We start from the raw sequence: 22263 nt of genomic DNA on the forward strand, positions 1-22263 counted from the left end.
CTGCGTCGCATAGGAGGGGGCAGCTCATGCAGGTGGCGTTGCGGTTGCCTCTTCTTCGATCCAACCCGCTAAAGTCAGCGCATGATGGAACCTCCCGCGCTCCCCGACGCTTCCCTCCCCCCCCTTGAAGCCAACACCGGCTGGCAGCCGTTGCCAAGGCGCGGCGCGCTGTTCGCCGCTGTCGGCAGCGCCATCGGCATGGCCATCCCACTGACGCTGGCCGCCGGCATCGTGCCGTTGGCCTTCCATTACGCGCACTGGCTGCTCGCCGGTTGCGCCGGCCTGCTGGTCGGGCTGGCGTGGGGCGCCTGGTTCGGCTGGCGGCGGCACCGGCTGACGTTCTGGCGGCTGGATGGACAGGCACTGGGCGTACGCCGCGGCCACCTGTGGCAGAGCGAAAGCCATGTGCCCATCTCGCGCGTGCAGCACCTGGACCTGGGCCGCGGCCCCCTGCAGCGCATGGCGGGGTTGGCGACGCTGACCGTGCACACCGCCGGCACGCGCATGAACACCGTCGCCATCGCCGGGCTCGCACTGGCCGATGCCGAACGCCTGCGTGACCGCCTGGCGCGCCAGCTCGACCACGACGACGCCCTGTGAACCTGCCTTCCGCCGACAACGCCGAACGCCGCCTGCACCCCTGGTCGTGGTTGTTCGTGCTGCTGCGCCAGATCCAGCAGATGCTGCTGCCGCTGGTCGCGGTACTGATCTTTGGTGGCCGGCGCGGCGATGAAGCGTGGTGGTTCCAGCTGATCCCGCTGGTGGTGATCGCCGCGCTGGTGGCCAGCTCGGTGCTGCAGTACCTGACCTACCGCTACCGCATCAGCGCCGACACGCTGGTCATCCGCAGCGGCGTGTTCGAACGCACCCGCCGCGAGATCCCGTTCGCCCGCATCCACAACGTCGCCGTACACCAGAACCTGCTGCACCGCCTGTTCGGCGTGGCCGAACTGCGGCTGGAATCGGCCGCCGGCGACAAGCCCGAAGCCGAGATGCGCGTGCTCAGGCTCGACCAGGCACTGGAACTGGAACGCCTGATCCGCCAGCGCGGCCACGCACCGGTCGCCACCGATGCGCCGGTGCCGGAAGCCGACCTGTTGCTGGCCCTGCCACCCATGGAACTGGTGCGGCTGGGGCTGGTGTCGAACAAGGCGCTGGTCGTGGTCGCCGCGGCGGTGGGCGCCCTGTACCAGATGTTCCCGCGCGAGATGGCGGCCGACTTCATCGAGCAGCAGGGGCGCCAGGCCCTGGGCTATGCCAGCCAGCTGCATTTCAGCAGCACCGCGATGGCGATCAGCGCCGTGGCCGGGCTGCTGACCCTGCTGCTGTTGATGTGGCTGCTGTCGATCGGCTTGGCCTTCATGCAGTACCACGGCTTCCGCCTGACCGAAGCCGACCGCCGCCTTACCGTCGAACGCGGCCTGCTCACCCGCGTGCGCAGCAGCGTGGCGCGCCGGCGCATCCAGGCCTGGACGCTGCGCGAAGGCGCGCTGCATCGCCTGTTCGGGCGCCGCCAGCTGCGCGTGGACATCGCCAGCGGTGGCGGCAACGAGGACAAGGACGGCCGCGCCCTGAAGGAACTGGCGCCGCTGGCCACGCCGGCCACCTGCGACGACCTGCTGCAGCACCTGCTCCCGCAGCTGCAATGGCCGCCGCTGCAATGGCAGGCCGTCTCCACCCGCGGCTGGTGGCGCCTGTGCCTGCCGGCGCTGCTGGCAAGCGGCGCGCTGGCCGCCGTGTTGACCCACGAAACCGGCCCGTGGGGATTGTTGCCGTTGCTGTGGCTGCCATGGTCGGCGTTCAAGGCCCGTCGTCAGGTCACGCGCATGGGCTACAGCATCGATGCCCAGCGCGTGACCGTGCGCGGCGGCTGGTGGAACCGCTGGTGGCGGGTGGCCGAGCTGGACAAGCTGCAGGCGCTGCGGCTGGATCGCTCGCCGCTGGACCGCCGTTTCGGCACCGCGACGCTGACCCTGGACACCGCCGGCGCGTTCGGCGCACCACCGCTGCAGCTGCGTTTCCTGGAGGAACAGCGCGCGCAGGAGCTGATGGCGCAGCTTGGCCAGGAGATGGCGCGGCGCCGGCTGCGCTGGTGAGAGTGAACGCCCCTCTCCCGGCCGGGAGAAGGGCATGGCGGGCCGTCAGGTCCGCGCCGGCCCCCAATAGCCAATACGCTTGCGCAGCTTGAACTTGCGCCACAGGTTCATCGGCTTGGGCTTGCGGTTGCGCGCGCCCTTGGCGACGAACGCATCGATCGCATCCAGGATGCGGTCACTGGACTTGCCATCCCGGTACGGGTGCAACTGGTCGGCGAAGTCGCGCACCGCGGCCATCAGCGCCGGCGGTCGCGACAGCGCGGTACGGATCGCCCCTTCGAACTGCGCCGGGTCGTCGATGTCGATCAGCTGCGGGCCTGGGCGGCGGTTCTTGAACGTGACCACCGGCTTGTAGGTCAGCAGGAACTCGTTGAGCGCCGAGGAGGTGTCAGAGCACATCATGTCCACCTGCGGGAACAGGTCCAGGATGTTGTCGTCGTCGGCGAAGCGCAGGTACGGGCCTTCCAGCGCGCGGTACTTGGCCACCACTTCCGGGTCCATCTTCGGGTGGAAGGTGACGATCCAGCGCCACTCACCGGTCTGCGAGAGACGCTTGATCTCATCGTGCAGGATGCCCGCCGCACTCCATGAGGGCGAGAACGTGGAGTGGTACAGGATCACCGGCGGCGCGCGCACCGGGTCGGGCTCGTCGCGCAGCTGGCTCATGAACGGGTCGATCTTCGGGAAGCCGGTCTCCACCACCGAGAAGTGCCCCTGCTCCTTGGCCAGCGCCGAGAACGCGGCGGTGTCGCGCGGTCCGGTGGTGCAGTACAGGTCGAAGAAGCCACGGATGTAGATGTGGCGCGGCTTGCCGGCGTCGAACCCGTGGAAGGTTTCGACCTTCACGCCGGGGAAGAAGTGCGGCACGGCATTGGACGAGGTGATCACCGCGTACGGGTTCCAGGCGCGTACCTGTGCCACGGTCAGCAGGGTTTCGTCCTCGGCCAGGTCCTCGGCCCCGGGACCATCGAAGAACCACGCCGCCTCATCCCCGCGTGCCCGGATCGCCGCCTGGACCGGCCGGAGGATGGCCAGCGCGTAGCGCTCCGAGCCGTACAGCAGATAGTGGCGTGGCACGTGGAAACTCCTGAATCTCCGGGATCTGGCGCGGATTATCGCATCGCCAGCCGGCAGCGTCGCTGCTAGGCTTTGGCCCCGGCTCCCACCGCGTACCCCTGCATGCCCCAGCCCTCGTCCAGCTCCCCGAGCAGCCGCCCCCGCGTATCGGCCTGCATCATCGCCTTCAACGAGGCGGACCGGATCGGCGATTGCCTGGCCTCGCTGGCGTTCTGCGACGAGATCGTGGTGGTGGATTCGTTCTCCACCGACGCCACCGTGGCGGTGGCCGAAGCGGCCGGTGTACGGGTGCTGCAGCGCGCCTTCGACGGCTTCCGCAGCCAGAAGGACTTCTGCGTCAACCAGGCCCGGCATGACTGGGTGCTGTGCCTGGATGCCGACGAACGCGTCGACCCGGCCCTGCGCGCGGCCATCGAGGCCGAACGCGATGCCGGGTTCCCGCGTGGCCCCGGTTACCGCTTCGCGCGCTGCTCGGAGTACTTCGGCCGTTTCCTGCGCCACGGCACCGCTTACCCGGACCGCGTGCTGCGCCTGTTCGACCGCCGCCACGGCGGCTGGCGCGGCGACCGCGAGATCCACGAGGCGGTCTCGGTCGACGGCCCCGTCGCCCTGCTCAAGGGCGACCTGCTGCACCACCCCTACCGCAGCTTCCTGCAGTTGCTGGACAAGAAGCAGAAATACGCGCGGATGATGGCCGAACACGAATTCAGCCGCGGCAAGCGTGCCAGCCTGGGCAAGCTGATCATCTCCCCCGCCTGGCGCTTCTTCCGCAGCTTCGTGTTCAAGCGGGGTTTCCTGGACGGCTGGCCGGGGCTGATCGAGGCCTTCGTCAGCGCCAACTACGTCCGCCAGAAGACCATCATGCTGTGGCTGCTGCAGAACGGCCAACCGGTGCAGACGCCCCCCGCCAGCCGTTGAACCGCTTCCGGTCACGCGCGCCGGAAACGTTTTCCAGGGATGAACGGCCGCGTTTCCTGCCGCGTACGGCGGCTCGGCCGGATGCAACCGTGACAAAATGATGGGCCGGCCCTGCTCCCGTGGCGGGGCCTGTCTTTTTCCTCTCTGGGATCGTTCCATGCAAAGAATTCTGGTCACCGGCGGCGCCGGCTTCCTGGGCTCGCACCTGTGCGACCGACTGATCCGGGACGGCCACGACGTCCTGTGCGTGGACAACTACTTCACCGGCAGCAAGCGCAACATCGCGCACCTGATCGGCCACCCGTCCTTCGAACTGATGCGCCATGACGTCACCTTCCCGCTGTACGTGGAGGTGGACCGCATCTTCAACCTGGCCTGCCCGGCCTCGCCGGTGCATTACCAGCACGACCCGGTGCAGACCACCAAGACCAGCGTGCACGGGGCGATCAACATGCTCGGCCTGGCCAAACGCGTGAACGCGCGCATCCTGCAGGCCTCCACCAGCGAGGTCTACGGCGACCCGGAAGTGCACCCGCAGCAGGAAGGCTACTGGGGCCGGGTCAACCCGATCGGCATCCGCAGCTGCTACGACGAGGGCAAGCGCTGCGCCGAGACGCTGTTCTTCGACTACCACCGCCAGCACGCGCTGGACATCAAGGTGGTGCGCATCTTCAACACCTACGGCCCGCGCATGCACCCCAATGACGGGCGCGTGGTCAGCAACTTCATCGTGCAGGCGCTGCGCGGCCAGGACATCACCATCTACGGCGATGGCCAGCAGACGCGCAGCTTCTGCTACGTCGATGACCTGCTCGAGGCCATGACCCGGATGATGGACACCGAGGCCGGCTTCACCGGCCCGATCAACATCGGCAACCCCGGCGAGTTCACCATGCTCGAACTGGCCGAGAAGGTGCTGCAGCTGGTCGGCGGCCGCTCGCAGCTGGTGTTCCAGCCGCTGCCTTCGGACGACCCGCGCCAGCGCCAGCCGGACATCACGCTGGCCCGCGAGAAGCTGGGCTGGGAGCCCAAGGTCGCGCTGGAAGACGGCCTGAAGGAAACCATCGCCTACTTCCGCACCCTGCTGGCCGAGGACCGGGCATGACCCGCTTGGCGGTCGTCATCACCAACTACAACTATGCGCGCTTCGTGGTCGAGGCCATCGAAGGCGTGCTCGCCCAGACCCGTCCGGCCGCACAGATCCTGGTCGTGGACGATGGTTCCAGCGATGGCTCGCAGGCGCTGCTGCAGGAGCGCTACGGCGCACATCCGGCGATCACCCTGCTGTTCGGCCAGAACGGTGGGCAGCTGGCGGCGTTCCAGCGCGGCGTGGCCGCCGCCGACGCGGACGTGATCTGCTTCCTTGACGCCGACGACCGCTGGGAGCCCACCTATCTGGAGCAGATCGGCGCGGTCTACGACCAGCGCAAGGACGTCGGCTTCGTGTTCTCCGACATCGCGCTGTTCGGCAACGAGAAAGGCCGCATCGGCTTCGCCGGGCGCGCGCTGGACCTGGGCTACACCGCGATCAGCACCTACGCGCTCACCTACTGGTACGGCGCGCCGACCTCGGCGTTGTCGCTGCGCACCCGCTATGCGCGGCAGTGCATGGACCTGCCGGCGCAGGCCAGTGCCAGCTGGCGCCTGTCGGCCGACAACTGCCTGGTGTTCGGCGCCAGCCTGTTCGGCGCCCGCAAGTACTTCCTGCCCACCGGGCAGGTCGGCTATCGCATCCATGGTGACAACGGCTGGTGGGCCAAGCAGGACCGCAACACCGTCTTCCACGGCCTGCTGCAGTCGCGCGGCCTGATCCACCACTACGCCCGCGCCGCCGGCCTGGACGACTCCTGCCTGGAGCTGGCCAAGCTGGAGTACCGCACCAAGCCAGACCCCGACTGGGCCGAGGCATGGCGCTACATCGACCTGTGCTGGCGGGCCCGGCTGCCCTGGTGGAAACGCCTGGAGCGGATCCTGAGCATCGTCCGCAGCCGCAAGCGCGGCAAGGGCTGAACCGGACTGCGGGAATGAGGCTGAACGCTCGTTCGGGGCGTTCATCAAAGACCCGCTTGGCTTCCCTTACCCTTTGCGTCCCCTCCGCCCGCCCCAGCGCCCCGAGGTGACGGCCCTGCGGCAGCGAATCCCTTGCGGACCGGGGATTACGGCGCACGCCCCGCCCACCACCGTTTGCACATGACGCCCGACCTGAAACCGCCACTCTCCACCGTCGACCTGTCCTTCCCCGGGGAGCCAACTGCACCGCGCTGGCGTAACCTGCTGTTCGTGGGGTTGCTGGTGGTGATCGCCGGCATGAGCTTCCTGCCGGCCGGGCCGTCGTTCAATCCGGGCAAGCCGTTCCAGTACCTGGCCGCCCTGACGCTGTACCTGCCGGCCTTGATCATCGCCATCGCCCGCCCGGGCCGCTTCCTGGATTTCGCGCGGCGCCCGTTGATGCCCGTGCTGCTGTTGCTGTTCGCCTGGGCCCTGCTGAGCCTGTCGTGGAGCAATGCGAAGCGTCCGCACGATGAGTTCCTGCGCCTGCTGACGGTGGGCCTGTTCCTGTTCGGCTGCACCCTGGCGGTCGGCCGCGACGTGGTGCGCCAGCGCGCCCTGCTGGCCTCCGGCGCCGGCATCCTGGCGGTGTCCGCGGTCGCGGCGATGGTGCACTTCGCGATCAGGCCCACGGTCGACAACCGCCTGGTCGGGTTCGGGGTGATGGCCAACGCCAACCTGTTCGGCGCCGCGATGGCCGCCGGCATCCTGTGGCTGTGGCCATGGCGCTGGGAGACGCGCAATCGCCGCCTGCTGAAATGGCTGGCCATGGGCGTCATGGCGACCGCGCTGATGCTCACCTTCTCGCGCAGCGCGATGCTCGCGCTGGCCTTCAGCCTGTTCGTGCTGCTGGTCGTCCGGCACCGGGACCGTGCGCTGCAGCGGCTGCTGCTGCTGATCGCCGTGGGGTTGGGCATCGCCATCCCGGCCTACCCGGAACTGGCCGAACGCGGCCTGTCACTGCGGCCACAGCTGTTCGCCCATGCCATGGAACTGTTCCAGCAGCATCCGTGGCTCGGCCTCGGCCTGGGCGCCGACTTCACGCTGCCGGTGATCGGTGGCAACGGGCAGTACCAGGTCCACACCCACAACCTGTTCACCCAGTTGGCCGTCGAACTGGGCATCCCCGGCGTGCTGCTGTGGTCGGCGGTCTGGCTGGGCCTGGGCTGGCGTGCCTGGCAACGGCGTGACATTGCCACCGGCCGGGTCGTGCTGGGCCTGTGGCTGTTCGCCACGGTCATGGTGCAATTCGACCTGCCCCACCTGATCGACAGCCCGCGACCCGGTTGGCTGATTCTCTGGCTACCCCTGGCACTGAGCCTGTCGTTACCATCTTCCGGGTCCAAACCGTCCGGGCCTGCATGAAAATCTCGCTGGTGATCCTCACCTACAACTGGCCCGCAGCGCTGGACCGCGTGCTGGAAAGCGTCGCCGGCCAGCGCCGGATGCCGGACGAGGTGCTCATCGCCGATGACGGTTCCGGCGCGGCCACGGCCGACGTCGTGCGGCGTTGGCAGGAACGGCTGCCGGTGCCACTGCGGCACATCTGGCAGCAGGACCAGGGCTTTCGTGCGGCACGCTGCCGCAACCTGGGCATCGCCGCCAGCCAGGGCGACTACGTGGTCCTGCTCGACGGCGACATGCTGCTGCACCGTGACTTCATCGCCGACCACGCGGCCTTCGCCGAGCCCGGCTTCTTCCTGCAGGGCGGGCGTCTGAAGGCCAGTGCTGCTGAAACCGAACGATTGCTGGCGGGGGGCCGGCCGACGTTCGCGCCGTGGATGGACGCCGACTTCCACGAGTTCGATGGCACCCGTCGCCTGTACGCCTTCCGCCAGCCGTTGCTGGCGCGCTGGAAAGCGCGTGCCCGCAACGGCGGCCGGGTCATGAGCTGCAACATGAGTTTCTGGCGCGCAGACCTGCTGCAGGTCAACGGTTTTGACGAACGCATGGAAGGCTATGGCGCCGAGGACCGCGAGCTGGCGGCCCGACTGGAGAACACCGGGCTGCGCCGACGTGGCCTGAAGTGGGCGGCGCTGGCCGTCCATTTGTGGCATAACTCACGGGCGCCCCCGGACGTGGATGACATGACGTTGCCGAACAACCGCCTGTTCCATGCCACGCGTACGCAGAAGCTCACCCGCTGCACGCAGGGCATCGACACCCACTCCGTTGCATCGCCGGACCCCCGGATCGGCTGACCGCCCTTCCACCCCCACCCCCATGAAATTGCTCTTCACCAACTTCCACAGCGGCAGCGGCGGTGGCCACACCACCTATACCCGCGAATTGGCCGGCGCGCTTGCCGCCCGGCACGAGGTGCATGTGGCCGCACCGGGCGGCAGCACGCTGTTGGCCCAGGCCAGTGCTCTGCCCGGCGTGCACGTGCTGGCGCAGCCGTTCCCCAATGGCCTGCGCCGCATCCGCCAGCGGCTGCACGCGGTGCGGCAGCTGCGTGGTTACCTGCGCCGGCACCGCTTCGACGTCGTCCACGTCAACGGCTCGGCCGACCACCGCATCACCCTGGCCGCCCTGCGCGGCATCAGCCCGCGCCCGCGCGTGGTGCTGACCAAGCACAACACCAAGCCCATGCGCGGACCCCAGCATGTCTGGCGCGCACGCTGGCATACCGACAAGGTCATCGCGGTATGCGAATACGTGCGCCGGCAGCTGGAATCCACGCCGTACCGCGTGTGCCATCCGCAGACCGTCTACAACGGCGTGGACACCGTCCACTTCCAGCCCTGGCCACAGGATGCAGCCGACGCGCAGCGACGCGCGCTGGGAATCGCCGACGATGCGCTGCTGGTCGGCAGCAACGCCGGCACCGCCGGCTACAAGGGCTGGACCGACCTGGTCGCCGCGCTGCAGTTGCTGTCGGCGGCAGAACGCGAACGCATCCATGTGGTCCTGGCCGGGCATCCCCCTTCCGCCGCCCAGCAGGCGGTCATCGACGCCGCCGGGCTGCAGGCGCAGTTCCATTTCCCCGGCCTGCTCGCCGACGTGCGGCCGGTGATCGCCACCTTCGATGCCGGCTTCGTGCTTTCCCACGACGTGGAAACCATCTCCTTCGCCTGCCGCGAGATGATGGCCATGGGCAAGCCGGTGATGGTCACCGACTATGCCGGCCTGGCGGAGAACATCCATCCCGGCGAAGACGGCTGGGTGGTCCCGGTCCATGGTCACGCGGCCATGGCCGCCATTCTGCGCACGATGCTGGAAGACCGTCCGCACCTGCTGCGCATGGGTGCCGCGGCACGGGCACATGCCGCCGCCGAGTTCGGGCTGGAACGCTTCGTCACTGCCACCGAAGCGATCTACCGGGAGCTGCTCTCGACCGGCTGAGGCGCCGCGCGCTCGGCCTCGCTCCGGCACGGCCCACGCACCGCCGTGGCCGGCACCAGCCACCACCCCCGGCCACTCAGGCTGCCAACGTGCTGGCTGCGGCCACGGTCGATGCAGGCCAGTACGGCCTCGTCCTGCACCAGCAACCAGCGGTGCGACGGCGCGGACTGCTGCCAGGCCACGCCGGCCCGCACCTGCTCCGGCCACGGCCGCAGGAAACCGAAGTTGGCCACCGGCCGGTCGGCCATCAGCAGGTTCTGTTCCTTCCAGGCAACCAGCCCCAGCTCGACATCGGGCCCGAGGCGCCGCCCGACCTCACGCATCAGCCCACGTCCGGAGCTGGAGTCGGTGATCAGCGGGTTGACCACCAATCCCTGCAGCACCCACACCAGCGCGAGCAGCGAAGCCAGCACCTGCGCCGGCCAGCGTCGGCCCCAGCGCCACAGTGCCGCGGCTCCCCAGAAGCCCATCACCAGCACCGCGATGCCGATCATCCGCGCCGCCGTCACCGACAACTCACGGCGCTCCAGCAAACCCTGCACGCGCTCGCTGCCCTCGCCCAGCAACACGCCGGCACCGGCCACCAGCAGCACCAGCGTCAACGTCGCGGTGAACAGCAGCACCAGCGCACGCACGCCGGCCTTGCGCAACAAGCCGGGCAACAGCGGCGCCAATGCCAGGCAGAACACCGGCAACGCCGGCAGGATGTAGACGTCACGCTTGCCGCTGGGAATGGAGAAGAACACCACCACCAGCAGCCACCAGCCCAGCAGCAACAGGTAACGCGGGTCATGTCGCCGCAGCCGGCGCCACCAGGCCGGCAGCGCCCAGGGCAAGGCCAGCATGGCCGGCATCCACAGCGTCAGCATCACCCCGAGGTGGTACCACGGTGGATTGTGGTGGTCCCAGGACGCGGTGTAGCGACCTGCGGTCTGGCGGAACAGGATTTCGTGCAGGTAGGCATGCCGCCCGGGGTCAGCACTGCCCATCACCGCGGCCAGCAGCGGCCCCAACCACAACGACAGGGCCAGGACGAAGGCCAGCGGCCCCAGCCAGAAGCGCGGGTTGGCCACATGCAGCATCGGCCGGCGCCAGCCCATCGCCACGCAGAGCACCGCCGGCACCAGCATCGCCAGCGCCAGCATGCCCACGCCCTTGGTGATCACGCCCAGTCCGGCGGCGAACCAGCCGATCGTCCACCACCGCCAGTCCGGCCCGCGCAGCAGGTGCCGCAGCAGGCCGTAGTTGGCCAGGGTGATGAACAACAGCAGCAGCGCATCGATCTGCGCCTTGCGTGCCTGGAAGGTGAACTGCAGCGTGAACAGCAGCAACCAGGCCGCATACAGGCCGACCCGCCGGGTCCACAGGCGCCGGCCCAGGTCATGGACGCAGGCCAGCGTGCCCAGCGCCGCCAGCAACGAAGGCAGCAGGAAGGCCACGCGCCAATCGCGCAGCAGCAGGTAGAAGCCGCCCTGCAACCACATCAGCATCGGCGGCTTGTCGCCATACAACTCGATGCCGCGATGGGGGAACAGCCATTGGCCGCTCTCCACCATCTGCCGGGCGACCAGCGCGAAACGCGGCTCATCCGAGGGCCACGGATCCCGCAGGCCGAGGCCGGCGGCGAGCACCAGCACGGCGGTGATCGCCAGCAACCAGAATTCCCTGCGCGCCAGATCGTCCCTCATGGCGGCGGATGATAGCCAGCCTAGATGACGGCCAGCTTCACGATCCGGGCCTGGAAGAAACCATCGCCCCCCTGCTCCCCCGGCAGGCGCTGGCGGCCACCGCCATCGTCATGGCCGAACGTGTCAGGCAGTGCTTCCAGGCGTGCATCCGGCGTGCGCGCCAGGAACGCAGCGACCTGCTGGCTGTTCTCGCGGCGCAGGATCGAACAGGTGGCGTACAGCAGCACGCCACCGGGGCGCAGCACCTTCCACAGCGCATCGAGCAGGCGTGCCTGCAACGCAACCAGCGCGGTGATGTCCTCGGCGCGACGATGCAGCAGCACGTCGGGTTGGCGACGGATGATGCCGGTGGCCGAGCACGGGGCATCCAGCAGCACCGCATCGAACGGCGTGCCATCCCACCAGGCCGGGACATCGGCCGCATCCACCGCCTGGACCTGTGCCGCCGCGCCCACGCCGGTGCGGTTGAAGGTCTCGCGGATGCGCTGCAGGCGCCGTGCATCCACGTCCAGCGCCAGTAGTTGCAGCGACGGATCGCGTTCGAGCAGGTGCGCCGACTTGCCGCCCGGTGCGGCGCAGGCATCGACCACGCGTGCCCCCACGGCGGGCGACAGGCCATCGGCCACCTGCTGCGCGGACAGGTCCTGCACCGACACCGCGCCCTGCGCGAAGCCCGGCAGGCTCGCCACCGGCACGGCCACCGGCAGACGGATCGCATCGGCGGCGGCCGGCTCGGCCAGTGCGTCGATGCCGGCGTCCTGCAGCACCGCCAGATAGGCATCGCGGCTGTGCTGCTGGCGGTTCACCCGCAGCCACAACGGTGCCGGCTGCAGGCTATGGGTGAGGATCTGCTCGACATGTGCCGGCCAATCCGCGCGGACCTGCTGCAACAACCATTGCGGCCACGCATCCTCGGCGCGCGCGGTGCCGAAGCCCTCGCGCTGCGCGCGGCGCAACACCGCGTTGACCAACCCGGCCTGGCGCTCGCGGCCCAGCGCGCGCGCGGCATCCACCGTCGCCGACAAGGCAGCGTGGGCGGGCAGCTGCAGCGCATCGAGCTGCGCGAAGCCGGCCATCAGCAACCCACGCAGGTCCGCTTCACGCGGGCCCAGCGGCTTCTGCAGCCATTGCCCGAGTGCACGCTCGTAAGCGAAACGGCGGCGCAATGCGGCAAAGCAGATCGCCTCCAGCAGGGCACGGTCGCGGCTGTCGTCCAGCTTCGGCAACGCCGTGGACAACTCGGCCTTGAGCGAACGGCCACGGACCAGCACCGCGGCCAACACCCTGGCCGCCTGCACGCGGGTCTGCACGCCGGGCTGGCGCGCGGCGCCCTTGCTGGCCGGCGCGGAAGACACAGCCGTCATCGCCTCACCCCTCGACCGGCAGGTCGCGGCGGGCGTTGAGGTAGTCGGCGGCGGTGATCGCCTTGCCGCCCTCACGCTGGACCACGCGCAGGCGCAATGCACCCTGGCCACAGGCGATGTCGATGCCTTCGCGGCTGGCCGCGATCACCGTGCCCGGGGCCTTGCCACGGTTGTCCTCGAGCGCCACCGCTCCATGGATGCGCACGCGCTCCCCGGCCAGGCTCGCCTCGGCGACCGGCCACGGATTGAACGCACGCACGCGCCGCGCCAGCGCAGCGGCGTCCTGGCTCCAGTCCAGCCGCGCCTGCGCCTTGTCCAGCTTGTGCGCGTAGGTGACGCCGGCGTCCGGCTGCGGGCGCGGGATCGGCTTGATGCCGGCGCGCAGCAGGCCCAGCCCATCGGACAGTACCTGCGCACCCAACTGCGCCAGGCGGTCATGCAACTGGCCGCCGGTATCGCTGTCGCTGATCGCGGTGGCCTGGTGCAGCAGCACCGGGCCGGTATCCAGGCCGGCCTCCATCTGCATCAGGCAGACCCCGGTTTCGGCATCCCCGGCCTCGATCGCACGCTGGATCGGCGCGGCACCGCGCCAGCGCGGCAGCAGTGAAGCGTGCACGTTCCAGCAGCCATGGGTCGGGATGGCCAGCACGGCCTTGGGCAGGATCAGCCCGTAGGCCACCACGATCATCAGGTCCGGCTGCAGCGCGCGCAGCTGCGCCTGGGCCTCGGGGGTCTTCAGCGTTTCCGGCTGGAACACCGGGATGCCGCGGGCAATGGCGTCGAGCTTGACCGGCGACGGCATCAACCCGCGGCCACGCCCGGCCGGGCGATCGGGCTGGGTGTAGACCGCGACCACTTCATGGTGGCGCGCGGCGGCCCCCAGCGAGGCGACGGCGAACTCCGGCGTACCGGCAAAAACGATTCTCATGGCGTGGCAACTCCCGGAAAGGACGACGGCGCCGAAGGGCGGCGCCGTGCGATGCGGGGGCCGGTCACGGCACCCGCTGGGGGCGACCCGGGCATGCCGGACCGCCGTTCAACTCAGGCAACGTGCTTGCGCTGCTTGGCCAGCTTCTTGCGCACCATCTCGCGCTTGAGCGGCGAGAGGTAGTCGATGAACAGCTTGCCGTCCAGGTGGTCCATCTCGTGCTGGATGCAGGTGGCCAGCAGGCCATCGGCGGCCAGCTCCTGCGGCTTGCCCTCGCGGTCGAGGAAGCGCACGACGATCTCGTCGGCGCGGGTCACGTCGGCATAGATGCCCGGCACCGACAGGCAGCCTTCCTGGTAGACCCGGCCACCGTCGCTGGCGCTGACGATCTGTGGGTTGATGAACACCATCGGCGCGTTCCGCTCCTCGCTCACGTCGATGACCATGAAGCGCTTGTGCACGTCCACCTGGCTGGCCGCCAGCCCGATGCCGGGGGCTTCGTACATGGTCTGGAACATGTCGTCGAGCAGCTGCTGGAAGACCGGCGTGGTCACCTCGGCGGCCTCGATCAGAGCCGCCTTGGTCCGCAGCCGCGGATCAGGAAATTCGAGAATGGGCAGGAGGGCCATTGGGGGGTCACCGAAAAAGGAATGCCGCGCAATCCGGCAAGATGTCCCAATTCTACCGCTTGCGCTTGCCCGCTGCTCCCGTTTCTGCAATATAGTGCGCCAACCTGTTGGGGAATCAGGCATCTCAATCATGCTGAAACACATCCGTACGGTCGCCGCCGTCGCGTTGCTGACCGTTACAACCTATGCCGTGGGCGTGGAACTGAATGGTTCCCATCCCGACACCTATGTGGTGAAGAAGGGCGACACGCTGTGGGACATCTCCGCGCGTTTCCTGAAGAAGCCGTGGCTTTGGCCGGAAATCTGGCAGGCCAATCCCCAGGTCAAGAATCCCCACCTGATCTACCCGGGCGACGTGTTGAGCCTGGCATACCTGGACCGTGTCACCGCACAGCCGGGGCCGCGCCAGGAAGCGCCGATCAACGCCGTGCCGCTGGCGGACGTGGAACCGTTCCTGAAGAACCTGAACGTCGTGGACAGCTTCAAGGAGCTGCCGTACGTGGTCGGCCTGGAAGACAGCCGCCTGCGCGCCACCACCGGCCAGCAGGCCTACGTGCTGGGCCTGCAGGGCGCCCAGTCCGGCCAGCGCTACATGGTGGTCCGCCCGACCGTGCAGTACGGGCAGCCCAAGCACAGCAGCGACCTCAACCTGCGGGGCGACACCACGGCCGGCATGGGCAACCTCTGGAAGGATTACGCCGCCACCAGTGACCGGGATGAATTCCTGGGCTATGAGCTGGCCAAGGTCAACGTAGGCACGTTGACCCAGGTCGGCGCCGATGCCACCCAGGCCTCGATCCTGCGCCTGGAAGACAGCGGTCGCGAAGTCCGCGCCGGTGACCGCCTGGTCCCGGTGCAGGCCAATCCGTACGACCTGCAGTTCATCCCGCACGCACCGGCCAGCACGCTGGCGCCCGGCCAACTGCGCGTGCTGGCCGTCACCGACACCTTCACCTCGGGCGGCCCGCGCGACGTCATCGCCATTTCCGGCGGCGCCCGTGACGGCATCGACAACGGCACCGTGTTCTCGATCTGGCGCAGTGGCAGGCATGTCAACGACCGCGTGACCGGCATGCCGACCTCGCGCAAGGATGACGCCTTCAACGCCGGTGGCAGCCGCGTGTCGCTGCCGGACGAGTACGCCGCCCACGCCATGGTGTTCCGCACCTTCGACAAGGTCAGCTACGCGCTGATCATGGAAGGCACCAAGCCGGCCCGCGTCGGTTACGAGCTCAAGCATCCGGACGCGCAGTAAGCGCTGCGCCCAATCCTGATGTGATGCAACGACGGCGCCCGAGGGCGCCGTCGCTGTTTTGGCGGCAGGCTGGGGAGATGACCTCTCCCCGTCCCGCGCCGGCCACGCCGGTCGACATCGATGCACTGCTCGCGCTGCTGCTGGCCGGCGGCCCGAGTGCCCCTTTGCGCACGCTGCTCGCCCGCTGCGGCGATGCCGCCGCGGTGTTGTCCGCCGATGCATCGACCTGGCGCGAGGCCGGCTGCACGCCCGAGCAATGCCATGCCCTCCGCCACCCCGATCCCGCCCGGCACGACCGCGCGCGGGCATGGCTGGCGTCCCCCGGCCACCACCTGATCGGCTGGACCTGTCCCGACTACCCGCCGCTGCTGCGTGACAGCCCCCATCCGCCGCTGGCGGTCTTCGTCGATGGCGACCCGAGCGTGCTCTGGCAACCGGCCATCGCCGTGGTCGGCAGCCGCATCCCCAGCGCTGGCGGCCGGGACAATGCCCGCGACTTCGCCACTGCCCTGCTCGGCCATGGCCTGACCATCGCCAGCGGGCTGGCCGCCGGCATCGATGCGGCCGCACACCGCGCCGCACTGGCCCTGCCGGGGCCAACCTATGCCGTGATCGGCACCGGCCCGGACCTGGCCTACCCGCGCCACCACCGGGAACTGCAGGCGCAGGTGGCCCGCCAGGGGGCCGTGCTCAGCGAGTACCCGCCCGGCACCGCCCCGCGCAGCGGCCAGTTCCCCGCCCGCAACCGGTTGCTGGCGGCCCTGGCCCTGGGCACGGTGGTGATCGAAGCGGCCGAGCGTTCCGGCGCGCTGATCACTGCCCGCCTGGCCGCCGAGGCCGGGCGCGAGATCTTCGCCGTGCCCGGCTCCATCCACAACCCGATGGCGCGCGGCTGCCACCGCCTGATCCGTGACGGTGCCACATTGGTGACACACGCCGACGACATTCTTGAAGGCGTGGCCAATATGGCCGGCGAACTGGCCCAAGCCTTGCAAAACCGGCTGTCGACCCCCACCTCAGCTGCGCCGGAAACGCCACGTCCGGCACCCGCCCTGCCGGATCCCGACTACCAGCACTTGTGGAACGCCCTGGGGTTCGACCCAACCGGTATGGATTTACTGATCGAACGCACTGGATTGACGGCCGCCAGCCTGTCCTCCATGCTGCTGGTCATGGAACTGGAAGGGAGAGTGTCGTCCGAACACGGTCGCTACACCCGCACCTGAGGGTTCCTTCACCTCCACAGCGCCGCCTGGCGCAGGCCGAGGGCAATGAAAGAGAGCATCCTGGACGTCCTGCTGTATCTGTTTGAACACTATTTCAGCGAGGATGCCGATCTCATCCGAGACCGCGATTCGCTGCAGAACGGCCTGATCCAGGCCGGTTTCAGCCCCACCGAGATCAACAAGGCCTTCGACTGGCTCGATGCCTTGGCAGAACAGCGCCCGGCCGTGGCCCAGGCCCGGGTGAAGGGGCCGGTGCGCGTTTTCCACGGCCCGGAACTGGACAAGCTGGACGTGGAAGGCCGCGGCTTCCTGCTGTTCCTCGAGCAGCACGGCATCCTGGACGCCGACCAGCGCGAGCTGGTGCTGGACCGCGCGATGGCGCTGGACCAGGACGAGCTGGACCTGGACGACCTCAAGTGGGTCGTGCTGATGGTGCTGTTCAACCAGCCGGGCGCCGAAGCGGCCTATGCCTGGATGGAAACCCAGATGTTCGTCGACGAACCCGAACCCCTGCACTGAGCCCCACGGCATGCAGGGACGCATGAGGAGACCCGCGTGAGCCAGTGGTTCTACGCCGAGGGCAACCGCGAACGGCGCGGACCACTGCCAGCGGAAAACATCGTCGAGCTGTTCCGCTCCGGGCGCATCGCCGCCGACACCCTGGTCTGGCGCGAAGGTGCCGAGCACTGGCAACCCCTGCAGGCATTCACCGCCGAACTGGGGCTGCCGGACGTGTCCGGACCGGCTGTGCCGGTACCGCCGGCCCTGCCTGACCTTCCCGCACCACCCCCACCGGCGGTACAGCACGTCCACGTCGCGGTACCCAACCCGCCGCCGGCCGCGGTCCGGCAGGGCCTGTCCGGCTGCGCCATCGTCGGCATCATCGTTGCCGTGGTCGGCGTGATCCTGCTGGCCGTCCTTGCCATCCTGGCCGCCATCGCCTATCCCCAGTACCGCGAGTACACCTTGCGCAGCAAGACCTCCATGGTGCAGGCGCAACTGGGCGCCCTGAAGGGGGAAGTGTCGGCCTTCGCCAGCGAGCACGAACGCTGCCCGGTCAACGGCGATGCCGGCTTTGGCAGCCCGGAAAGCTACGAGGACGGCACGATCGCCGAGGTCCGCATCGGCCGCTTCGACGGCGGCCATTGCGGGCTGGAAGCCCGCCTGCAGGCCCCCGGCACGCCGCAACTTGACAGCAAAGCGATCTGGCTCGACTACGATACGCAGACCGCCACCTGGAAATGTCGTTCGGACGTGGCGGACAACTACCTGCCGACCGATTGCCGCAGCTGAGCGGCGCGGCCTGAAACTTTGGGGAATGAGATGAGTGAGTGGTACTACGCTGATGCCCAGCGCGAGCGGCACGGGCCGATCGACGCCGATGTGATCCGCAGCAAGTTCAACCAGGGCGAGCTGAACCTTGAGACCCTGGCCTGGCGCGAGGGCATGGCGCAGTGGCAACCGCTGTCGGCCCTGGCCGACGAGCTGCAGCTGCTGGCCCAGGCCAGCCCCGGCATCGACCTGCGCGCTGACTACAGCGCCATCGAGAACGGCACCGCGCCGTTGCCCGCCGCCGCCACGGCCAGCACCGATGGCTACTCGCCCTATTCGGCGCCCAGCAGCACCGTCAGCGGCGGCACGGCACCGGTGCAGGGCGGCGAAGTGGTCTATGCCGGCTTCTGGAAGCGCGTGGCCGCGTACTGCATCGACAGCGTGATCGTGGGCATGGTCGGCGGCGTGATCGCGATGGTGATCGGCATGGTGCTGGGCATCGGCATGGCCGGCCTGGGCGACAGCAACGCCGCCGGCGTCGGCATGATCATGGTGCAGTTGCTGACCAACCTCATTTCGATGGCGATCTCGGCCGCCTACTACGCCGGCTTCCATGCCTCGGCCGGCATGGCCACGCTGGGCAAGATGGCGGTGGGCATCAAGGTGGTGCGCCTCAATGGCGACCGGATGACCCTGGCCCGCGCCATCGGCCGCTACTTCGCCACCATCCTCAGTGCCCTGACTCTGTGCATCGGCTACGTGATGGCCGCCTTCACCGAGCGCAAGCAGGGCCTGCATGACATGATCTGCGACACCCTGGTGGTCGACAAATGGGCCTTCACCGACCATCCGGAATGGCAGCAGCGCGGCCTGGGCACGGTGACCATCGTGATCCTGTCGATCTTCGGCCTGCTGTTGCTGGTGGGCGTGGTGGCGATCATCGCGGTGATCGGCATCGCCGCCTCCAACTTCAGCTGACCGACCCCGGGGCCGCTTGACAAGAGCGGCCCCGGCGTGATTCCACTATAAAGACAAAGCTGAACGCCCGGGCGCCAACCCGGGCGTCGATTTATGCAGATCGGCCACACCGGCTTCACTATCGTGCCGGTTTACGCCACCCTAGCGCCCCCAACCGGGGCGTTCTCCCCCCAAGAAAGTACTGACATGCCCAAGCACCTGCTCATCGTCGAATCGCCGGCCAAGGCCAAGACGATCAACAAATACCTCGGCAAGGACTTCACCGTCCTGGCCTCGTATGGGCATGTGCGTGACCTGGTCCCCAAGGAGGGCGCGGTCGACCCGGACAACGGGTTCGCCATGCGCTACGACCTGATCGAGAAGAACGAGAAGCACGTCGAGGCGATCGCCAAGGCCGCCAAGGGCGCCGACGACATCTTCCTGGCAACCGACCCGGACCGCGAAGGTGAGGCGATCAGCTGGCATATTGCCGAGATCCTCAAGGAACGCGGCCTGTCCGACGGCAAGCCGATGCAGCGCGTGGTGTTCACCGAGATCACCCCGCGCGCCATCAAGGAAGCCATGACCCAGCCGCGCGCCATCGCCGCGGACCTGGTCGATGCGCAGCAGGCACGCCGCGCGCTGGACTACCTGGTCGGCTTCAACCTGTCGCCGGTGCTGTGGCGCAAGGTGCAGCGCGGGCTGTCCGCCGGCCGCGTGCAGAGCCCGGCGCTGCGCATGATCGTCGAGCGCGAGGAGGAGATCGAAGCCTTCATCGCCCGCGAGTACTGGAGCATCGAGGCCGAGTGCGCGCATCCCTCGCAGCACTTCAACGCCCGCCTGATCAAGCTGGACGGGCAGAAGTTCGAGCAGTTCACCGTCACCGATGGCGACACCGCCGAAGCCGCGCGCCTGCGCATCCAGCAGGCCGCCCAGGGGGCGCTGCACGTCACCGACGTGGCCAGCAAGGAGCGCAAGCGCCGCCCGGCCGCGCCGTTCACCACCTCCACCCTGCAGCAGGAAGCCTCGCGCAAGCTCGGCTTCACCACCCGCAAGACCATGCAGGTGGCGCAGAAGCTGTACGAAGGCGTGGCCATCGGCGACGAAGGCACGGTCGGCCTGATCTCGTACATGCGTACCGACTCGGTGAACCTGTCACAGGACGCGCTGGCCGAGATCCGCGACGTGATCGCCCGCGACTACGGCACCAGTTCGCTGCCGGACAAGCCCAACGTCTACACCACCAAGAGCAAGAACGCCCAGGAAGCGCACGAAGCGGTGCGCCCGACCTCGGCGCTGCGCACCCCGGCGCAGGTCGGCAAGTACCTGACCGACGACGAACGCAAGCTCTACGAACTGATCTGGAAGCGCGCCGTCGCCTGCCAGATGATCCCGGCTACGCTCAACACCGTCAGCGTCGACCTGGCCTCCGGCAGCGAGCATGTGTTCCGCGCCAGTGGCACCACCGTGGTGGTGCCCGGCTTCCTGGCCGTGTACGAAGAAGGCAAGGACAGCAAGAACGCCGAGGACGAGGACGAAGGCCGCAAGCTGCCGGCGATGAAGCCCGGTGACCGCGTGCCGCTGGACCGCATCCTGGCCGAACAGCACTTCACCCAGCCGCCGCCGCGCTACACCGAAGCGGCGCTGGTCAAGGCGCTCGAGGAATACGGCATCGGCCGTCCGTCGACCTACGCTTCGATCATCCAGACCCTGCTGTTCCGCAAGTACACCGAGATGGAAGGCCGCAGCTTCAAGCCGACCGACGTCGGCCGCGCGGTCAGCAAGTTCCTGTCCAGCCACTTCACCCGCTACGTCGATTACGACTTCACCGCCAAGCTCGAGGACGAGCTGGATGCGGTGTCGCGTGGCGAGGAAGAGTGGGTGCCGTTGATGGAACGCTTCTGGGGCCCCTTCAAGGAGCTGGTCAGCGACAAGAGCGAGTCACTGGACCGCACCGACGCCGGCAGCGCCCGCGTGCTCGGCGTGGACCCGGTCAGCGGCAAGGATGTCAGCGCGCGTATCGGCCGCTTCGGCCCGATGGTGCAGATCGGCACCGTCGATGACGAGGAAAAGCCCAAGTTCGCCTCGCTGCAGCCGGGCCAGAGCATCTATTCGATCTCGCTGGAAGAGGCGTTGAAGCTGTTCGACATGCCGCGCAAGCTCGGCGCCGACGCCAACGGCGAGGAAGTGAGCGTGGGCATCGGCCGCTTCGGCCCGTTCGCCAAGCGCGGCAGCACCTATGCCTCGCTGAAGAAGGAAGACGACCCGTACAAGATCGACCTGGCCCGCGCGGTGTTCCTGATCGAGGAGAAGGAAGAGATCGCGCGCAACCGCATCATCAAGGAGTTCGAGGGCTCGGACATCCAGGTGCTGAACGGTCGCTTCGGCCCGTACATCAGCGACGGCAAGCTCAACGGCAAGATCCCGAAGGACCGCGAGCCGGCCTCGTTGACCCTGGCCGAAGTGCAGCAGCTGATGGCCGAGACCGGCAAGCCGGTGCGCAAGGGCTTTGGTGCCAAGAAGGCCGCCACCAAGAAGGCGGCGGCAAAGAAGACCACCGTCAAGAAAGAAGCCGCGCCGAAGAAGGCCGCTGCCGGCAAGGCGCCGGCAAAGAAGGCTGCGACCAAGAAGACGGCCACCAAGAAGGCGGTCAAGAAAGCCGTCGCCAAGAAGACCGTGAAGAAGGCTGCCGCCGACGACGCGCCGCCGTTCTGAGGGCGACTACCCCCTGCCGCGCCGGCAGGAGGATAATCGTCCGCTCCCGTGTCAGGCCGCCTTCGGGCGGCCTGCTGCATTTGAAGCCCACGCAACCCGCGCCGGGTTGGATGCCATCGCCATGATTGAACTTGATCTGCACAACGTCGTCCCGGTCCTGCAGGCCGGTGGCGTGATCACCTACCCGACCGAAGCGGTGTGGGGGCTGGGCTGCGACCCCGGCAACGCGCAGGCGGTGTTGAAGCTGCTGTCACTCAAGCAGCGTCCGGTCGAGAAGGGCATGATCCTGGTCGCCGCCGACCCGGCGCAGCTGGAAGGCTGGGTGCAGCTGGATGCCTTGGCCGCCGAACGCCGCCAGGCGGTACTGGACAGCTGGCCCGGTGCCAACACCTGGATCGTCCCGGCCGGCCCACGCGCGCCGCGCTGGATCACCGGTGCCCACACCGGCATCGCGGTGCGGGTCAGCGCCCACCCGCTGGTGCAGGCGCTGTGCACTGCCTGGGGCGGGCCGCTGGTATCGACCAGCGCCAACCTGGCCGGCGAACCGCCGGCACGCAGCCGCGAGCAGCTGGACCCGGCCCTGCTCCAGCACCTGGACGGCCTGCTCGACGGCGCCACCGGCGGCCTGGCCCAACCGACCCGCATCCGCGTGGCCGCCACCGGCGACGTCCTGCGCGATTGAGGCACCCAAGAGCGCCCTCGGGCGCGAAGCCGACAACGGCGACCTCCTTCTTCACGCATCAC

Annotated in this window: 20 protein-coding genes; 15 read left to right on the forward strand and 5 right to left on the reverse strand. The window is 68.7% G+C overall.

The genetic code is table 11. The features are described from left to right. The first annotated feature begins 81 nt into the window (after positions 1-81). Positions 82-600 (forward strand): PH domain-containing protein, encoded by a 519-nt coding sequence (locus tag ATCM_RS18045; RefSeq protein ID WP_132865850.1) that lies wholly within the window; start codon positions 82-84, stop codon positions 598-600. Continuing rightward, on the forward strand, positions 597-2096 hold the full coding sequence (locus ATCM_RS18050) for a PH domain-containing protein (RefSeq protein WP_243694050.1): 1500 nt from the start codon (positions 597-599) through the stop codon (positions 2094-2096). Before ATCM_RS18045 ends, ATCM_RS18050 begins: the two co-directional genes overlap by 4 nt. A gap of 45 nt (positions 2097-2141) precedes the next feature. Here ATCM_RS18050 and ATCM_RS18055 read toward each other — a convergent pair whose 3' ends face one another. Next, positions 2142-3173 (reverse strand): CDP-glycerol glycerophosphotransferase family protein, encoded by a 1032-nt coding sequence (locus tag ATCM_RS18055; protein WP_132865851.1) that lies wholly within the window; start codon positions 3171-3173, stop codon positions 2142-2144. A 102-nt stretch (positions 3174-3275) separates the two neighbouring features. Here ATCM_RS18055 and ATCM_RS18060 point away from each other — a divergent pair, with 102 nt between their 5' ends. The 6 genes from ATCM_RS18060 to ATCM_RS18085 all read left to right on the forward strand — a co-directional run bounded on the left by ATCM_RS18060 (position 3276) and on the right by ATCM_RS18085 (position 9485). After that, positions 3276-4091 (forward strand): glycosyltransferase family 2 protein, encoded by an 816-nt coding sequence (locus ATCM_RS18060; protein ID WP_132865852.1) that lies wholly within the window; start codon positions 3276-3278, stop codon positions 4089-4091. Between the two features lie 157 nt (positions 4092-4248). Beyond that, positions 4249-5196 (forward strand): UDP-glucuronic acid decarboxylase family protein, encoded by a 948-nt coding sequence (locus ATCM_RS18065; RefSeq protein WP_132865853.1) that lies wholly within the window; start codon positions 4249-4251, stop codon positions 5194-5196. Beyond that, positions 5193-6101 (forward strand): glycosyltransferase family A protein, encoded by a 909-nt coding sequence (locus ATCM_RS18070; protein WP_132865854.1) that lies wholly within the window; start codon positions 5193-5195, stop codon positions 6099-6101. Before ATCM_RS18065 ends, ATCM_RS18070 begins: the two co-directional genes overlap by 4 nt. 180 nt (positions 6102-6281) lie before the next feature. Next, positions 6282-7505 carry an O-antigen ligase family protein gene (locus ATCM_RS18075; RefSeq protein WP_132865855.1) on the forward strand — a complete coding sequence of 408 codons (1224 nt, stop codon included), beginning with the start codon at positions 6282-6284 and terminating at the stop codon, positions 7503-7505. After that, positions 7502-8341, forward strand: a complete 840-nt coding sequence (locus ATCM_RS18080; RefSeq protein WP_132865856.1) for a glycosyltransferase family 2 protein — start codon at positions 7502-7504, stop codon at positions 8339-8341. Before ATCM_RS18075 ends, ATCM_RS18080 begins: the two co-directional genes overlap by 4 nt. A gap of 22 nt (positions 8342-8363) precedes the next feature. Continuing rightward, entirely contained in the window at positions 8364-9485 is a 1122-nt protein-coding gene (locus tag ATCM_RS18085) for a glycosyltransferase family 4 protein (protein WP_132865857.1), read from the forward strand. Here ATCM_RS18085 and ATCM_RS18090 read toward each other — a convergent pair. The 4 genes from ATCM_RS18090 to def all read right to left on the reverse strand — a co-directional run bounded on the left by ATCM_RS18090 (position 9458) and on the right by def (position 14094). Continuing rightward, positions 9458-11173, reverse strand: a complete 1716-nt coding sequence (locus ATCM_RS18090) for a glycosyltransferase family 39 protein (RefSeq protein WP_132865858.1) — start codon at positions 11171-11173, stop codon at positions 9458-9460. The genes ATCM_RS18085 and ATCM_RS18090 overlap by 28 nt on opposite strands. Before the next feature lie 20 nt (positions 11174-11193). Further along, complete coding sequence (gene rsmB, locus ATCM_RS18095; protein WP_132865859.1) at positions 11194-12537, reverse strand: 16S rRNA (cytosine(967)-C(5))-methyltransferase RsmB; 1344 nt, start codon at positions 12535-12537, stop codon at positions 11194-11196. Between the two features lie 4 nt (positions 12538-12541). After that, a complete protein-coding gene (fmt, locus tag ATCM_RS18100; protein WP_132865860.1) occupies positions 12542-13465 on the reverse strand; it encodes a methionyl-tRNA formyltransferase in 924 nt (307 codons plus the stop codon). Between the two features lie 113 nt (positions 13466-13578). Next, positions 13579-14094: a peptide deformylase gene (gene def / locus ATCM_RS18105; RefSeq protein ID WP_132865861.1), complete on the reverse strand. Its 516-nt coding sequence runs from the start codon at positions 14092-14094 to the stop codon at positions 13579-13581. A gap of 130 nt (positions 14095-14224) precedes the next feature. Between def and ATCM_RS18110 the strand changes: the two genes are divergently transcribed. The 7 genes from ATCM_RS18110 to ATCM_RS18140 all read left to right on the forward strand — a co-directional run bounded on the left by ATCM_RS18110 (position 14225) and on the right by ATCM_RS18140 (position 22201). Beyond that, positions 14225-15349, forward strand: a complete 1125-nt coding sequence (locus ATCM_RS18110) for a LysM peptidoglycan-binding domain-containing protein (protein WP_132865862.1) — start codon at positions 14225-14227, stop codon at positions 15347-15349. Between the two features lie 77 nt (positions 15350-15426). Next, positions 15427-16575 carry a DNA-processing protein DprA gene (gene dprA, locus ATCM_RS18115; RefSeq protein WP_132865863.1) on the forward strand — a complete coding sequence of 383 codons (1149 nt, stop codon included), beginning with the start codon at positions 15427-15429 and terminating at the stop codon, positions 16573-16575. 45 nt (positions 16576-16620) lie between these two features. Then, positions 16621-17094, forward strand: coding sequence for a DUF494 family protein (locus ATCM_RS18120; RefSeq protein WP_132865864.1), 474 nt, complete (start codon positions 16621-16623; stop codon positions 17092-17094). A gap of 36 nt (positions 17095-17130) precedes the next feature. Further along, a complete protein-coding gene (locus ATCM_RS18125; RefSeq protein ID WP_132865865.1) occupies positions 17131-17868 on the forward strand; it encodes a pilin in 738 nt (245 codons plus the stop codon). Between the two features lie 30 nt (positions 17869-17898). Next, on the forward strand, positions 17899-18825 hold the full coding sequence (locus tag ATCM_RS18130; RefSeq protein ID WP_132865866.1) for an RDD family protein: 927 nt from the start codon (positions 17899-17901) through the stop codon (positions 18823-18825). 186 nt (positions 18826-19011) lie between these two features. Continuing rightward, positions 19012-21519, forward strand: a complete 2508-nt coding sequence (locus ATCM_RS18135) for a DNA topoisomerase I (RefSeq protein ID WP_132865867.1) — start codon at positions 19012-19014, stop codon at positions 21517-21519. Positions 21520-21640: 121 nt separating this feature from the next. Beyond that, positions 21641-22201, forward strand: a complete 561-nt coding sequence (locus ATCM_RS18140) for a Sua5/YciO/YrdC/YwlC family protein (protein ID WP_132865868.1) — start codon at positions 21641-21643, stop codon at positions 22199-22201. The last annotated feature ends 62 nt before the right edge of the window (positions 22202-22263 follow it).

Origin of the sequence: Stenotrophomonas sp. ATCM1_4 (assembly GCF_004348115.1) — a bacterium.
GTDB lineage: Bacteria > Pseudomonadota > Gammaproteobacteria > Xanthomonadales > Xanthomonadaceae > Stenotrophomonas > Stenotrophomonas capsici.